This is a genomic window from Saccharomonospora glauca K62, assembly GCF_000243395.2.
Classification (GTDB): domain Bacteria; phylum Actinomycetota; class Actinomycetes; order Mycobacteriales; family Pseudonocardiaceae; genus Saccharomonospora; species Saccharomonospora glauca.
Window position 1 is genome coordinate 736,091 of record NZ_CM001484.1, and the last position, 13,430, is coordinate 749,520.

Genomic DNA, 13,430 nt, shown 5'->3' on the forward strand with positions numbered 1-13,430 from the left:
AATCGGTGCGGAGAACGGGAGCCGGGTTCTCAACCCAGGGCGTCGCGTACGAGCTCGTCGCTGAGCTGCCGCAGCCGTTCTCGCGCCCGCCCGTCGCGTGCCTGCGGGTGCGGGGCCGCCTCACGGGTGCCGTCGAAGAAGCGTCCCGTGGTCTCGGCGAGGTCGTCGTCGCAGATCAGCCGCAGGGCCGCGGCCGCGCCGTCGTCCACACTGCTCGTCGGGGTGATGCCCGCCGCGCGCACCATCGTCGTGTCCATGAAGGTGGCGGGGTGCAGGGCGTTGACGGTGACGCCGCCGGCCCGGAGCTGGTCGGCGAGGTCCAGCGTGAACATCACCAGCGCCAGCTTGCTGCGCATGTACGCCGACATGCCGTCGTAGTGGTTCCGTAGCTGAGGGTCGGCGAAGTCGAACTCCGCCTGCCCGACCGAGGCGACGTTGACGATGCGAGCGGGAGCCCGCAGCAGAGGAAGGACGCGGCGGGTGAGGTGGTAGGCGGCGAGGTAGTTCACCGCCAGCCGCAACTCGTAGCCGTCGGCGCTCTCCTCCCGTCGAGTGGGATCGCTGCCGAAGCCCACCCCGGCGTTGTTCACCAGGACGTCCAACCGCTCGTAGCGTTGGAGCAACTCGGTCGCGAGACGGTCGACCTGACGCAGTTCCGCGAGGTCGGCACGGACGATCTCGGCGCCCGTCTCGTCGCGCACCGCGCGGAGCTTCTCCGGATCACGACCGTGGGCGATCACCCGGACCCCGCGGTCGATCAGTTCGGTGACCAGGCGTCGGCCGAGGCCGTCGGTGGCCCCGGTGACGAGTACGGTTCGCTCGGACAGCGGTTACCTCCGGCGTCGATCCAGTGGCCTCGTCACTTGCGTGGCTGCTCTCGGAATCGAGATTACCCGTAGGGTGTGCTCATGGCCGTCTCCGAGCTACACAAGTTCACCCTCGACAACGGCCTGCGCGTCGTGCTCGCGCCCGATCCGACCGCACCGGTCGTCGGGGTGAGCGTGCACTACGACGTGGGCTTCCGCTCCGAACCGGAAGGGCGCACGGGGTTCGCCCACCTCTTCGAACACCTGATGTTCCAGGGCAGCGAGAGCCTCGAGAAGCTCGCCCACTTCCGCCACGTGCAAAGCAGCGGGGGCACCTTCAACGGCTCCACTCACCCCGATTACACCGACTACTTCGAGGTTCTGCCGTCGGCAGCGCTGGAACGCGCGCTGTTTCTGGAGGCCGACCGCATGCGCGCGCCCAAGCTGACGCGCGAGAACCTCGCCAACCAGATCGACGTGGTGAAGGAGGAGATCCGCCTCAACGTGCTGAACCGGCCCTACGGCGGGTTCCCGTGGATCCTCCTGCCCCCGGTGCTGTACTCGACGTTCCCCAACGCCCACAACGGCTACGGCGACTTCACCGACCTGGAGCAGGCGTCCCTGGACGACTGTGCGGCGTTCTTCGACACCTACTACTCGCCCGCCAACGCAGTCCTCACCGTGGCGGGTGACCTCGACGTGGACCGCACCCGCGATCTGGTGGAGAAGCACTTCGGTGACGTGCCCGCGCGCCCGAAGCCGCAGCGGCCGTCGTTCGCCGAGCCCCGCCCCACCAAGGAGCTGCGCGGCTCGCACACCGACCCGCACGCACCGCTGCCCGCCCTCGCCGTGGGCTACCGGATGCCCGACCCGGTGGGCGAACTCGACGCCTACCTCGCTCACCTCGTCCTGGCCGGGGTGCTCACCGACGGCGACTCGTCGCGGCTGCAGCAGCGGCTCGTGCACGCCGAACCGCTGGTGACCGACGTCAACGCCGGTGCGGGACTCTTCGGTCCGTTCGAGGCGAGAGACCCGGACACGTTCTCGGTGACGGCGATCCACCCTCCGGAGACCTCGACCGAGCAGGTGCTCGACGCGCTGGACGCCGAACTCGACGCGCTGTCCACCACGCCGCCGGGAGAGCAGGAACTCGCCAAGGTGACGGCCCGATGGAGGGCGAACCTGCACTCCGATCACGACCGGTTGGTGTCGCGGACGCTGGCGCTCGGGTCGCTGGAGCTGCTCTACGGTGACGCCGGACTGGTGTACGAGCTGCCCGAGCGCATCGCCGCGGTGACGGCCGAGCAGGTGTCCGAGGCGGCGAAGTCGCTGCGCCCCGATTCGCGTGCCGTTCTCGAGGTGGAACCGGGACAGGGAGGTGCCCAGTGAGTGTGACCAGTCACCGTTCCGCCGAGGAGATCGGCCGTACGAAGCAGGGGCCGAGGCAGTTGCCCCCGCTCGGGGAGCAGCGGAGCGCGGCCGAACTGTCGCATGCGGACACCGTGCTGGACAACGGCCTGCGCGTGCTCGCCGTGCACAAGCCCACCGTGCCGATGGTCGAACTTCGGCTGACGATCCCCTTCGCGGGCGACGACCCGATGCACCCGGCCACGGCCGAGGTGCTGGCCGAGACCCTGCTCACCGGCACCCGCCGTCGCGACCGGATCGGCATCGACACCGACCTCGCGCTCATCGGCGGCGAGTTGAGCACCGTGGTCGACCCCGAACACCTCAGGATCTCGGGCGGCGCGCTGGCCGAGAAACTTCCCGACCTGCTGGACGTGCTGGCCGACGTGCTCACCGAGGCCTCGTACGAGGACGCCGAGGTGAACAGGGAGGCCGCCCGGATCTCCGAGCGGCTCGCCGTGGCACGCACCCAGCCCAGGGTGATTGCGCGGGAGGCGTTGCAGCGCAGGCGGTACGGCGACCACCCCTACACGCGTGAGATGCCGCGGGCCGAGGACGTCGCCGCCGTGGTGCCCGAGGGAGTGCGGTCGCTGCACGCGGCGTCGGTGCTGCCCGGCGGGTCCACCCTCGTCGTGGTCGGGGACGTGGACCCGGACACCGTGGTGGAGCAGGTTCGGCGGGCGCTGGCGGACTGGTCGAGCGACGCGCGGGCGCGCCGGCTTCCCGAGCTTCCGGACCTCACGCCCGGTGACCTGCTCCTGGTCGCCAGGCCCGGCGCGGTGCAGTCGCAGTTGCGGCTGTCGGCGCAGGGGGTGCCGAGGACCGATCCGCGCTATCCCGCGTTGCAGCTGGCCAACCTCGCCTACGGCGGGTACTTCTCGTCTCGGCTCGTGGAGAACATCCGCGAGGACAAGGGTTACACCTACGGCGCGCACTCCGGGTTCGAGTTCACCGGGTCCAAGGCCACGTTGCAGGTGGAGGCCGACACGGCGAGCGAGGTGACCGCGGCGGCGTTGCTGGAGACCCGCTACGAACTGGCCCGGTTGGGGCTCGTGCCGCCCACGGACGACGAGGTGGAGTCCGTGCGGCAGTATGCCGTCGGCACTCTGTTGATCGCGTCGTCGTCGCAGGCCGGGCTGGCGAGCCAGTTGGCCGCGTTGACCGCCGTGGGACTCGGGGTGGAGTGGCTCGCGGAGCATCCGCGGCGGCTGGCCGAGGTGACCACCGAGCAGGTGGCCGAGGCGGCGTTGGAGTTCTTCTCGCCCCGGCGTTTCACCGGGGTCGTGGTCGGCGATGCCGACGTCCTCGCGCCGAAGCTGACCGCGCTCGGGGGCGTCGAGGTGGACGGTGAGATAGTGCCGGCTCGATGAGTGCTACGAGCCAACCTTCCCCGTTCCGGCTGACCACCCTTCCCGCGCTGTCCCGGTCGACAGCCGATCGACAGGAGTCGCTCCGCACCGATCCCGAGCGGTTACGGGCTCGGTGGCCCTCGGCGCGAGTCGTCCGCCTCGACAGCGCGGGGCGCGTCCCGGTGCCCGAGGACGCCCTCCTCGGGCACCGATCCGGTGGGGTGCCGCTGGCCACGACGCCCGCCCTCGACGTCGCCGAGGAGGTGCCCGAGGAGGCCGTCTTCCTCGGGCGCTGGGAGGACACCGACTACTGGGCCGTGCTGGCCGATCCCGCGGGGCCCGGACGGCGGGTCGGCCTCGACGGTGGCTGGGGACTGCCGGTGGAGGTCACCGTCGTCGGCAACGAGGCGTGGGTGGATCTGCGAGCGCACGGCGCGGTGCTGGACGACACGGCCGCCGGCCTGCTGACCACCGCCGTGGCGCTGCGCAACTGGCATCGGCGAGCCCGGTACTGCGCTCGGTGCGGGGGGCGGACGACGCTGCACCAGTTCGGCTGGGCCAGCACGTGCGAGCAGTGCGGGCGCGAGGAGTATCCGCGGACGGACCCGGCCGTGATCTGCCTGGTGCACGACGACGTCGGTGTCAACGGGGAGAACGTGCTGCTGGCACGTCAGCCGACGTGGCCGCCGAACCGCTACTCGGTGCTCGCCGGGTTCGTCGAGGCGGGCGAGTCCCTGGAACGCTGCGTGGAGCGGGAGATCCGCGAGGAGGTGGGGGTCGCCGTTCGAGACGTCCGCTATCTCGGCAGCCAGCCGTGGCCGTTCCCACGCTCGATCATGATGGGCTTCGCGGCACGGGCCGACGCCGTGGCGCCGCTCACGCCCGCTCGCGGGGAGATCGAGAACGCCCAGTGGGTGTCCAGGGAGCGGGTTCGAGCCGCCCTCGCCGGGAACGACCCGGAGCTGTTGCTGCCGGGGGAGACGTCCATCGCACACGTCATGGTGCGTGCCTGGGCGGAGGCCCGGAACTGAGCACGAACTTTCGGCCGATAGTCTCGCGACACGCGAGAATCAGGGGGTAGGTCGAGTGAGCGCAGCGCGGGCTGTGGGACTGCTGCTGGGCGTTGTGGCCGACGCGATGGTCGGCGAGTCGGTGCGGGGGCGAGCGGACGCCACGTTCGCGCGTCTCGCGCGGGCGGTGCGGCGACGCGTCCCCGTGGATCACCCGCTGGCGGGGGCGGTGCATCTCGGTGCGGTGACCGGGACGGCCGTGTTGGCCGGGACGGCGCTGGAGCGCCTCGGCCGTACCCGCCCGCTCGTGAACGCCGTCACCACTGCGGCCGGTACCTGGGCGGTCCTCGGTGGGGCTCGCCTGGCCGCCGACGGCACGGCGCTGGCGAGGCACCTGGAGACCGGTGATCTCGGGGCCACGCGCGAGACCCTGGCGCACTGGGACTCGCGGTGCTCGCGGGATCTCGACTCCGTCGCGTTGGCGCGGGCGTCGGTGGAAGCCGTGGCGCACAACGCCTCCGACACCGTGGTCTCGCCCCTGTTGTGGGGCGCGGTCGCCGGTGTGCCGGGGTTGCTGGCTTCTCGTGCCGTCGGCGTGGCCCGCCGCGTGGTGGCGGAGCGGCCGGATTCCCGGCGGTTCGCCCTGCCCGTCTCCTATCTCGACAGGGTGGTGAACCTGCTGCCCACGCGTCTGACCGCCGCGTTGACCGTCGTCGGGGCTCCCGTGGTCGGCGGATCGGCCCGTGCGGCGTGGCGGGCGTGGCGGCGGGACAGCGTCCTGCACCCCAACCCCAACGCCGGGCGGGTAATGGCCGCCTACGCGGGCGCGCTGGAGATCCGCCTCGGGGGCCGCACGACGTACCCGGACGGGGTGCGGGAGCTGCCCGTGCTCGGCGACGGACGCAACCCCGACGCGGGTCACGTGACCCGCGCCGTCGAGCTGTCCCGTGTGGTGGGTGGGCTCGCCGGGGTGACGTCCGCCGCCATCGCCCTGGTGTCGAGCCTGCGTCGCCGCCGACGTTCCCGCGGGCGCGGCTGAGGTGGTTCGCGTCAGAGCCCGCGTCGGGCGGAGACGGCCAGCCGGGTCTCCTCCTCCACCAGGTCCGCGTTGATCCGGGCCCCCGCCGTCGCGCCCGCGGCCGCGGCGGCGCCGACCTGGGCCATCGGGTCGGTCACGTTCCCCGCCGCCCACACTCCGGGGACCTCGGTCCGTCCCGTGGGGTCGGTGGGCACGTGCTCGCCGACCCCCGCGGGATGCGTCACCGGGCGTAGCCCGATCCCGGCCAGGAAACCGCCGCGGGCCCTCGCCCGCGGCGCGACGGCCACCACCTCACGCTCGTGCACCGTGCCGTCGGCCAACCGCACGCCGGTGAGCCGGTCGTCCACCACCTCCACGCCGGTGACCTCGCCGTCGACCACGTCGATGCCTCGGGCGACCAGTCGTTCGAGCTCCTCGGGGGACGGGGCGGGACGGTCGTGGGTGAACAGCATGACGTCGGCGCTCCACTGCCGGAAGAGCAGCGCCTGATGTACCGACGTCGGCCCGGAGGCCAGCACGCCGATGGCCCGGTCCCGGACCTCCCAGCCGTGACAGTAGGGGCAGTGGAGGACGTCTCGGCCCCAGCGCGAGCGTAACCCCGGCACGTCGGGTAGTTCGTCGACCAGCCCGGTGGTCACCAGCAGTCGCCGGGCCCGCAGACTCGGGCCTTCCGCCAACGTCACGGTGAAGCCGGTGTCGTCCCGCTCGACCGCGGTGACCTCGTCGTTCACCACCTGGCCGCCGTAGCGGCGGACTTCCTCCCCGCCACGGGCGAGCAGGTCGGTGGGGGACACGCCCTCCCTGCCGAGCAGCCCGTGCACGCCCTCGGCGGGAGCGTTGCGTGGTTCGCCGGAGTCGACGACCACCACCGACCGGCGCGCACGGGCCAGCAACAACGCTCCGCTCAGGCCGGCGGCGCCACCACCGATCACCACCACGTCCCGTGCCGTGTTCTCTCGGTTCACCTGCTCGGTCATCTCGACCACCTCCGTGGCGATCATGCCCACGGCCGAGAAGGAGCGGCAAAGAATTTTGCCGTACCAGCAAGTGACGGTCAGTGCCGCGAGGTGTCGGAGTCGGTGTCTCCACCGCTGCCGACCGGGCTCTCCTCGGCGGTGTGGTCCTCCTCGTCCTCGGCGAGCATCTCGGCCACCGACTTGCGACGGGTGCCGCCCCCGCGCTCCTCGGAGAGCACCCCTCCGGGCTTCAGCTCCCGCAGCGTGAAATACCCCCAACCGAGGATCGCCATGGTGCCGAACGCCACCCACTGCAGCGCGTACGAGAAGAAGGGGCCCGCTTCCAGCGTGGGCAGCGGGAGCGCGCCGAGCACGCCCGGCTGCCCCTCGGTGAGTTGGAAGTATCCGGGGGAGATGTCGAGTCCCGAGGACCTCGCGACGATACGAGAGTCGACGGCGTAGGCGTGCAGCTTGCCCCGCGTGGAGGCGTCGGCGAAGGCGTCGCGGTTTTGGGGGTCGGTCTCGTCGGCGCGAACGCGTGCCTCCACGCGCACCACCCCGTCCGGCGGCGCGGCGTAGGGCGGGACGGCTCCGTTGTCCGGGCGCAGGTAGCCCCGGTCGATCAGCACCACCCGCCCGGAGGACGTCCGGAACGGCGTCAGGACCTCGAAGGCCGGTTCGCCCTGGACGGTGCGCAGGCGTGCGATGACCTCGTGCTCGGGTAGGTAGGTGCCCTCGATGAGGACTCGGCGCCACTCCGTGTCCTGTCCCGGAGACCGTCCCGGCGGCAGCACCTCCTCCAACGGGCGCGGCTGCTCCGAGAACGAGGTCGACACGGCGTCGTTCTGCGCCTTGCGTTCGGCGTGGCGGTCGAACTGCCACGGCGCGAGCACCGTGTAGCAGGTCACGGCGAAGCCGAACACGACGAGCGTGAGCGCCAGCCAACCCGGCTGGAGCAGCGATTTCCAGCGCACGTCCCCACGGTATGCGGGCCCCGGTGCCGCGTTTCGGCAGGGGGGGGCGGCGGGGTCAGGCCAGCGCGGCGCGGGCGGCGGCCAGTGCTTGCGCCGCGTAACCACCCCCGAACAGCACGGTGTGCACCAGCAGCGGGAAGAGCTGATGCAGCGGCACCCGCCGTTCGTGGCCGGGGGAGAGGGGACGCCCGAGGTCACGGGCCGCCTCGCGATACGCGCCCAGGATGTGGTCGAGCAGAGGCGCTCCGAACAACCGGAGCATGGCCAGGTCGGTCTCCCGGTGCCCGCCGTGCGCGGCCGGGTCGATCAACCACACCCGCCCGTCGGAGGCCCAGTGGACGTTGCCGCTCCAGGCGTCACCGTGCAGGCGGGCGGGCGGTTCCGGGGGACCGGCCAACTCCGGAAGGCGGGCACACACGGTGTCGAACACCGCCGCCTGGGCCGGGGAGAACAGGCCTTGGTCCACCGCCTGCCGGACGTACGGCTCCACCCGGTACCGGGCGTAGAAGGTGGGCCAGTCCTCGTGCGGCTCGTTGCGCATGCGGGCGAGCCCGATCCAGGCCTCGGTGGGGCCGCCGGGCGGAGCGGCTCCGAAGGCGGGAGCCGAGCGCGCGTGCAGGGCGGCGAGCGCGCGTCCGAATGCCTCGGCGGCGCCCACCTCCGGCCTGCCCTCGGGGACGTAGTCGACGACCAGCCAGTCGTCGTCCACGCCGTGTACCTCGGGAACCGGCACGTCACCCGATTCGCCGAGCCACCGCAACCCGGCGGCCTCCGCCACCGTGGAGTCGGGCCCGGAGCCGCGCTTGACGACGACGGTCCGGCCGTCCTCCAGGCTCACGACGGCGGAGCCACCCGAGAGGGGCCGGTCGCCGGTGGCCCGTACGCCGGTGTGCCGTTCGGCTGCTCGTCGGGGGCCGGTCACCGGTCGCGTACCCATTCGACGAGACCGTCCACGGCGCGTTCGATCATGCCCAGCACCTCCTCGAACCCCTCGTCGCCGCCGTAGTACGGGTCGGGGACCTCGGCGTCGGCGGGGGCGGTGGGGTCGAAGCTTCGGAGCAGTCGCACCCGGTCGGGGTCGTCCACCATGTCGCGCAGGTCGCGCAGGTGGCTCTTGTCCGCGGCCAGCAGCAGGTCGGCGTCCAGGTGTTCGGGGCCGACCCGGCGCGCGACGTGGTCGACCGGGTAGCCGTGGGCCTGCAGGGTCGCCCTGGCGCGGGGATCGGCCGGTTCACCGACGTGCCAGCCGCCCGTCCCGGCGCTTCGAACGGTCACGGCGTCGGCGAGCCCGTGCTCGACGAGGCGGTGTCGGAACACGATCTCGGCCATCGGTGACCGGCAGATGTTGCCGGAGCAGACGAACACGACGCTGATCGGCGAGCTCGCTCCCGCACGAGGGGAGCCGGTGCTGTGATCGGCCATGGATCCAGTGTCCCCGTCCTCGCGGTCGTCCCGTCCGGTGGGTCGAAAAGATCGAAAACGAGATCGAAAAAGCCGGGCCGGGGGAATGTGGGTATCGAACGGAGTGCGTCCGGTGGCAGACGGTGAACGGCTCGACTAAGCTGCCGGTCTCGTCGGCATTCGGGAAATTGTGATCTCCCGTCGCTGACTTCTTGTCAATGAACGCCAAGACACCTAGCACACTTGGGGGGCTCCCATTTCCCCGTCGCATGCGCTCCGTGCCTTCACTCCGGACTCGCCGAACGGTCGGGCTTTGCTCGCGCTGGCGGCGTCGGTCTTCGTGACCGGCGTTCTCTGGGTGTGGGCTTCCCTAGAAACCGTTGCGTCACAACGACTTCCGATACTTCTCGTGGGATGTGTGGCGTTGGCGTTGCTGTGTGCGGCAACGTTCGTGGCGGCAGTGCACTGTGCGCAACTACAGGAAGTGCACCGCCACGCCGAATCGGTGGAGAGTGAACTCACTCAACTGGTTGACGAAATCCTTCCGACGATTGCTCGCCGATTACGTGAAGGGGCGTCCATTGACACCGTAAAGGCTGAAATTCCGGATCACGCGAACGAGATATCCGGCCGCATTGTGCAATTGTTCACCAAGGAAATCGAGGTGAGCGAGCGGCAGCGCGAGGCCACCATGGCGGCGTGCGCCAACGCGGCGGGCCGCGTCCAGGCCATGACCACCAGCATGCTGGCCGATCTTCGGGAGATGGAGTACCGGCACGGCGAGGACGTGCTGGGGGACCTGCTCAAGCTCGACCACTGCACGTCCCAGGCGAGCAGGCTCGCCGACAGCATCGCGGTGCTGACCGGGGCGCGCACGGGCCGGCGCTGGACCAAGCCCATCGTCATGGAGAGCGTCCTGCGTGGGGCGATGGGCCGGATCAGCGCCTATCAGCGGGTGCGGCTGCACTCGACGTGCACGGCGGCCGTCGTCGGCTACGCGGCCGAGGACGTCATGCACCTGCTCGCCGAGCTGATGGACAACGCGGCGAAGTTCTCCAAGCCGTCCGAGGACGTGCACGTGCACGTCGAGCAGCTGACGTCCGGTGTCGTGGTGATCGTGGAGGACGCCGGGCTCGGCATGAAGCCGCACGCGCTCGAACGCGCCGAGCGGGCCGTGTCGACGACGGAGCCGCCGGACCTCGTCACCCTCTCCGGAACCCGCCTGGGGTTGGCGGTCGTCGGCCGACTGGCGCGCAAGCACCAACTGCGGGTGCGGTTCCGGCGTTCCCCGAGGGGCGGGGTCAGCGTGGTGGTGCGGATCCCGGCCACCCTGATCACCGATCCGTGCCCCGAGGACGTGCCCACGCTGCGCAACCGCCGCCCGGTGGAGGAGCGAGGGCCCCAGGTGAGTTCGCGGGCCGCCGCTCGACTACCCAAGCGCCGCCGCGGTCAGACGCTCACGGCGTCCCCGCCGCCGAGAACGCGCCACCGTGCCGAGACGACCAAGCCGCGCACCGACGCGGGCGCCCGGTTCAGCGCGTTCCGGGCCGCGGTTAGGCCGAACACGCCCCCGACCACAGCCGACTGAGGGATTGATTGAGCACCCATGAGCACCACCGACCAGAGTCTCGAATGGTTCTTGCAGAGCTTGTTGGACCAGACACCGGGAGCGCGCCACGCTCTGGTGCTCTCGCGGGACGGGCTGAAGCTGTGCCATACCCGGAATCTCGACGTCGACCAGGCCGACCAGCTGGCCGCGATCGCCGCCGGGGTGCAGGCCCTGGCGCACAGCGCGTCGGCCGAGTTCGGCGATGGCTCGGGAGGAGTGCGGCAGTCGATGACCGAGTTCCACGGAGGGCTGCTGTTCGTGGTGGAGGCCGGTGAGGGCGCGCACCTGGCGATGGTGGCGAAGGAGAACGCCGACGTCGGCCTGGTGGGGCACAAGATGAACGAGCTCGTGGAACAGATTGGTGCGTTCCTCACCGCGCCGCCCCGGTACCGTCGTCGTACTTCCCAGCCGGCATGACCGCGGACACCGACGTGGCTCAGGACCGGCCCGACCGGCTCTACACGATCACCTCCGGTCGGAGCCGGGCCGACGACACCGACCTCGACCTCGTCACGCTCATCGTGAGCGAGTGCGAGCCCGAGCCCGGCATGCAGTCGGAGCACGCCCACATCCTGCTGCTGTGCTCCAGCCCCACGGCAGTGGTCGAGGTGGCCGCCGAACTGGGCCTACCGGTCAGCGTGGTGAAGATCCTGCTCACCGACCTCCTGGCCACGGGAGCCGTGACGGCGCGTCATCCCAGCGCTCCCCGAGCCGCCGATCAACTCCCCGACCCCGCGTTCCTGGAGAAGGTCCTTGTCGGACTCCGCAATCTCTGAACCCGAAGTGTCATATCCCCGAAGCGGGGGCCGTACCCCCTTGCGCAGCACCGCGGCGGACGGCGTGAAGATCGTCGTCGTCGGCGGCTTCGGGGTCGGCAAGACCACGCTGGTGCGCTCGGTCAGCGAGATCAGACCCCTGTCCACCGAGGAGACGATGACCGAGGCGGGCCGGGGGATCGACAGCACCGCCGGGCTGACCGAGAAACTGCGCACCACGGTGGCGTTCGACTTCGGGCGGGTCTCACTCACCGACGAGGTGGTGCTGTACCTGTTCGGCGCGCCGGGGCAGCGGCGGTTCTGGTACCTGTGGGACCGCCTGTTCGCCGGAACCCTGGGCGCCGTCGTGCTCGTGGACACCCGCCGCGTCGAGGACTCCTGGTACGCCATCGACCGCCTGGAGCAGTACGGCATGCCGTTCGTCGTGGCCCGCAACAACTTTCCGGGCACCCGACACGACCTCGGCGAGCTGCGCGAGGCGCTGGCCGTCGGCGACGAGGTGCCGATCGTGGAGTGCGACGCGCGCAGGCGGGAGTCGGCCAAGCACGTCCTGATCACGCTGGTCCACCACCTGTACACCATGTCCAAGGCGCGCGCCGTGGGGTGCTGAGCGCGTCTGGGAGGATCACGGCATGGCTTCGACAGTGTCCGACGTGATCGCCGCGCTCGATGCGGCCTACCCTCGCGAGCTCGCCGAGTCGTGGGACGCCGTGGGACTGGTGTGCGGTGATCCCGGCGAACCGGTGGAGCGGGTGCTGGTGTGCGTGGACCCCGTGACGGCGACCGTGGAGGAGGCCGTCGAGTGGGGTGCGCAGTTGATCGTGGCGCATCACCCGTTGCTGCTGCGGGGTGTGCACGGCGTGGGCACCGACACGGCCAAGGGACGGCTCGTGCATCGCATGGTGCGCTCGCACGTGGCGTTGTTCTGCGCCCACACCAACGCCGACTCGGCGGTGCCGGGGGTGTCGGATGCCCTCGCCGAACGCCTCGGGCTGCGGGTGACGCGACCGCTCGCACCCCACGGGGACGGCTCGGGTCCCACTGGCATCGGGCGGATCGGCGAGTTGCCGGAGGCGATGCCGTTCGCGGAGTTCGTGCGCCGTGCCGGTGAGGCGCTGCCGGCGACCCGACCCGGCGTGTTGGGGGCCGGGGATCCCGACCGGCTCGTGCGGACCGTCGCGGTCTCCGGTGGGGCGGGCGACAGTTACCTCGCCGCGGCCGCGGAGGCCGGGGTGGACGTCTACGTCACGGCCGACCTCCGTCACCATCCCGCCGGTGAGCACCTCGAACAGGGCGGTCCCGCCCTCGTCGGGCTGACCCACTGGGCCAGCGAGTGGCCGTGGTGCGAGCAGGCCGCCGAAGTGATCCGGCGGGTTCGCGGCGTCGAGGTCCGGGTCTCGACGCTGTGCACGGACCCGTGGACCCTGCGCGCCGGAAACTAGTCAGACCCTGTACCGAATCGGGATTCGGTGATTCCCCGAGGTCACGGGGCCTCTACAGTGTGGGCATGACCGATGGCCGGGGCCGTAAGGCGGGTGGGGCACCCGAGGGCGAACTCGACTTCTGGTCGTTCGTCGAACTCGCCAACGAACGGCTCGCCACCGAGTACGGCTTCCGGCACCAGTTGGCCACCGAGGTGCTGCTGACGCTCAACCGGGCCTCCAACATCGTCACCTACGACCTGGAGGCGGCGGTGCACCGCCCGCACGGGCTGTCGTGGTCGGCGTTCCGGCTGCTGTTCGTCACGTGGCTGGCGGGGCCGTTGGAGCCGAAACGGGCCGCCGTGCTGACGGGGATGAGCAGGGCGGCCGTGTCGAACCTGGTGAAGCCCCTGGTGGCGGACGGGCTGCTCGACCGCAGCCCCGACGAACGCGACGGCCGATCGGTGCGGCTGTCCCTCACCGAACAGGGACACACCGAGATGGTGCGGGTCTTCCGTGTCCACAACGAACGCGAACACGAGTGGGCCAGCGTGCTGACCGAGACGGAGCAGCGCATCCTGATCATGCTGCTCAACAAGCTGATCACCAATCGGAACCAGTTCGACGTCCGGGGCCGCAACTGAGGCCCCACGGGTGGCCCCCGAAGTCCGGGGACGCTCCC

General features: G+C 71.1%; 15 protein-coding genes. 10 read left to right on the forward strand and 5 right to left on the reverse strand.

The window, feature by feature from the left end:
- Nucleotides 1–29 precede the first annotated feature (29 nt).
- Nucleotides 30–827 carry an SDR family NAD(P)-dependent oxidoreductase gene (locus SACGLDRAFT_RS03570; RefSeq protein WP_005461827.1) on the reverse strand — a complete coding sequence of 266 codons (798 nt, stop codon included), beginning with the start codon at nucleotides 825–827 and terminating at the stop codon, nucleotides 30–32.
- 81 nt (nucleotides 828–908) lie between these two features.
- Between SACGLDRAFT_RS03570 and SACGLDRAFT_RS03575 the strand changes: the two genes are divergently transcribed.
- The 4 genes from SACGLDRAFT_RS03575 to SACGLDRAFT_RS03590 are packed head-to-tail and all read left to right on the forward strand — an operon-like array spanning nucleotide 909 to nucleotide 5,611.
- On the forward strand, nucleotides 909–2,195 hold the full coding sequence (locus SACGLDRAFT_RS03575) for a M16 family metallopeptidase (protein WP_005461829.1): 1,287 nt from the start codon (nucleotides 909–911) through the stop codon (nucleotides 2,193–2,195).
- Nucleotides 2,192–3,583 (forward strand): M16 family metallopeptidase, encoded by a 1,392-nt coding sequence (locus SACGLDRAFT_RS03580; RefSeq protein ID WP_005461831.1) that lies wholly within the window; start codon nucleotides 2,192–2,194, stop codon nucleotides 3,581–3,583. Before SACGLDRAFT_RS03575 ends, SACGLDRAFT_RS03580 begins: the two co-directional genes overlap by 4 nt.
- On the forward strand, nucleotides 3,580–4,593 hold the full coding sequence (gene nudC, locus SACGLDRAFT_RS03585; protein ID WP_005461833.1) for an NAD(+) diphosphatase: 1,014 nt from the start codon (nucleotides 3,580–3,582) through the stop codon (nucleotides 4,591–4,593). The genes SACGLDRAFT_RS03580 and nudC overlap by 4 nt, the downstream gene beginning before the upstream one ends.
- A 55-nt stretch (nucleotides 4,594–4,648) precedes the next feature.
- Complete coding sequence (locus tag SACGLDRAFT_RS03590) at nucleotides 4,649–5,611, forward strand: cobalamin biosynthesis protein CobD/CbiB (protein ID WP_005461835.1); 963 nt, start codon at nucleotides 4,649–4,651, stop codon at nucleotides 5,609–5,611.
- 11 nt (nucleotides 5,612–5,622) lie between these two features.
- Here the strand turns inward: SACGLDRAFT_RS03590 and SACGLDRAFT_RS03595 are convergent, their stop codons facing one another.
- The 4 genes from SACGLDRAFT_RS03595 to SACGLDRAFT_RS03610 form a co-directional block, all read right to left on the reverse strand.
- The gene (locus tag SACGLDRAFT_RS03595; RefSeq protein WP_232284060.1) at nucleotides 5,623–6,588 is read right to left on the reverse strand and encodes an NAD(P)/FAD-dependent oxidoreductase; all 966 of its coding nucleotides are present in this window, start codon (nucleotides 6,586–6,588) and stop codon (nucleotides 5,623–5,625) included.
- A 77-nt stretch (nucleotides 6,589–6,665) separates the two neighbouring features.
- Nucleotides 6,666–7,541, reverse strand: coding sequence for an SURF1 family cytochrome oxidase biogenesis protein (locus tag SACGLDRAFT_RS03600; RefSeq protein WP_005461839.1), 876 nt, complete (start codon nucleotides 7,539–7,541; stop codon nucleotides 6,666–6,668).
- Nucleotides 7,542–7,596: 55 nt separating this feature from the next.
- A complete protein-coding gene (locus tag SACGLDRAFT_RS03605; RefSeq protein ID WP_005461841.1) occupies nucleotides 7,597–8,478 on the reverse strand; it encodes a fructosamine kinase family protein in 882 nt (293 codons plus the stop codon).
- A complete protein-coding gene (locus SACGLDRAFT_RS03610; protein WP_005461843.1) occupies nucleotides 8,460–8,963 on the reverse strand; it encodes a low molecular weight protein-tyrosine-phosphatase in 504 nt (167 codons plus the stop codon). Before SACGLDRAFT_RS03610 ends, SACGLDRAFT_RS03605 begins: the two co-directional genes overlap by 19 nt.
- 292 nt (nucleotides 8,964–9,255) lie before the next feature.
- Here SACGLDRAFT_RS03610 and SACGLDRAFT_RS03615 point away from each other — a divergent pair, with 292 nt between their 5' ends.
- The 6 genes from SACGLDRAFT_RS03615 to SACGLDRAFT_RS03640 all read left to right on the forward strand — a co-directional run bounded on the left by SACGLDRAFT_RS03615 (nucleotide 9,256) and on the right by SACGLDRAFT_RS03640 (nucleotide 13,392).
- Complete coding sequence (locus tag SACGLDRAFT_RS03615; protein WP_005461845.1) at nucleotides 9,256–10,530, forward strand: ATP-binding protein; 1,275 nt, start codon at nucleotides 9,256–9,258, stop codon at nucleotides 10,528–10,530.
- Between the two features lie 18 nt (nucleotides 10,531–10,548).
- Complete coding sequence (locus SACGLDRAFT_RS03620) at nucleotides 10,549–10,968, forward strand: roadblock/LC7 domain-containing protein (protein ID WP_005461847.1); 420 nt, start codon at nucleotides 10,549–10,551, stop codon at nucleotides 10,966–10,968.
- The gene (locus SACGLDRAFT_RS03625) at nucleotides 10,965–11,327 is read left to right on the forward strand and encodes a DUF742 domain-containing protein (protein WP_005461848.1); all 363 of its coding nucleotides are present in this window, start codon (nucleotides 10,965–10,967) and stop codon (nucleotides 11,325–11,327) included. Before SACGLDRAFT_RS03620 ends, SACGLDRAFT_RS03625 begins: the two co-directional genes overlap by 4 nt.
- 40 nt (nucleotides 11,328–11,367) lie before the next feature.
- Nucleotides 11,368–11,937 carry a GTP-binding protein gene (locus SACGLDRAFT_RS03630; RefSeq protein ID WP_005461849.1) on the forward strand — a complete coding sequence of 190 codons (570 nt, stop codon included), beginning with the start codon at nucleotides 11,368–11,370 and terminating at the stop codon, nucleotides 11,935–11,937.
- 22 nt (nucleotides 11,938–11,959) lie between these two features.
- Complete coding sequence (locus SACGLDRAFT_RS03635) at nucleotides 11,960–12,769, forward strand: Nif3-like dinuclear metal center hexameric protein (RefSeq protein WP_005461850.1); 810 nt, start codon at nucleotides 11,960–11,962, stop codon at nucleotides 12,767–12,769.
- A gap of 65 nt (nucleotides 12,770–12,834) precedes the next feature.
- Entirely contained in the window at nucleotides 12,835–13,392 is a 558-nt protein-coding gene (locus tag SACGLDRAFT_RS03640; protein WP_005461851.1) for a MarR family winged helix-turn-helix transcriptional regulator, read from the forward strand.
- The last annotated feature ends 38 nt before the right edge of the window (nucleotides 13,393–13,430 follow it).

Excerpts from the sequence above, each read along its gene's own strand:
- SACGLDRAFT_RS03575 (WP_005461829.1), top strand. The coding sequence starts at position 909 with ATGGCCGTCTCCGAGCTACACAAGTTCACCCTCGACAACGGCCTGCGC.
- nudC (WP_005461833.1), top strand. The coding sequence starts at position 3,580 with ATGAGTGCTACGAGCCAACCTTCCCCGTTCCGGCTGACCACCCTTCCC.
- SACGLDRAFT_RS03595 (WP_232284060.1), bottom strand. The coding sequence starts at position 6,588 with ATGACCGAGCAGGTGAACCGAGAGAACACGGCACGGGACGTGGTGGTG.
- SACGLDRAFT_RS03605 (WP_005461841.1), bottom strand. The coding sequence starts at position 8,478 with ATGGGTACGCGACCGGTGACCGGCCCCCGACGAGCAGCCGAACGGCAC.
- SACGLDRAFT_RS03610 (WP_005461843.1), bottom strand. The coding sequence starts at position 8,963 with ATGGCCGATCACAGCACCGGCTCCCCTCGTGCGGGAGCGAGCTCGCCG.
- SACGLDRAFT_RS03620 (WP_005461847.1), top strand. The coding sequence starts at position 10,549 with ATGAGCACCACCGACCAGAGTCTCGAATGGTTCTTGCAGAGCTTGTTG.
- SACGLDRAFT_RS03625 (WP_005461848.1), top strand. The coding sequence starts at position 10,965 with ATGACCGCGGACACCGACGTGGCTCAGGACCGGCCCGACCGGCTCTAC.
- SACGLDRAFT_RS03635 (WP_005461850.1), top strand. The coding sequence starts at position 11,960 with ATGGCTTCGACAGTGTCCGACGTGATCGCCGCGCTCGATGCGGCCTAC.
- SACGLDRAFT_RS03640 (WP_005461851.1), top strand. The coding sequence starts at position 12,835 with ATGACCGATGGCCGGGGCCGTAAGGCGGGTGGGGCACCCGAGGGCGAA.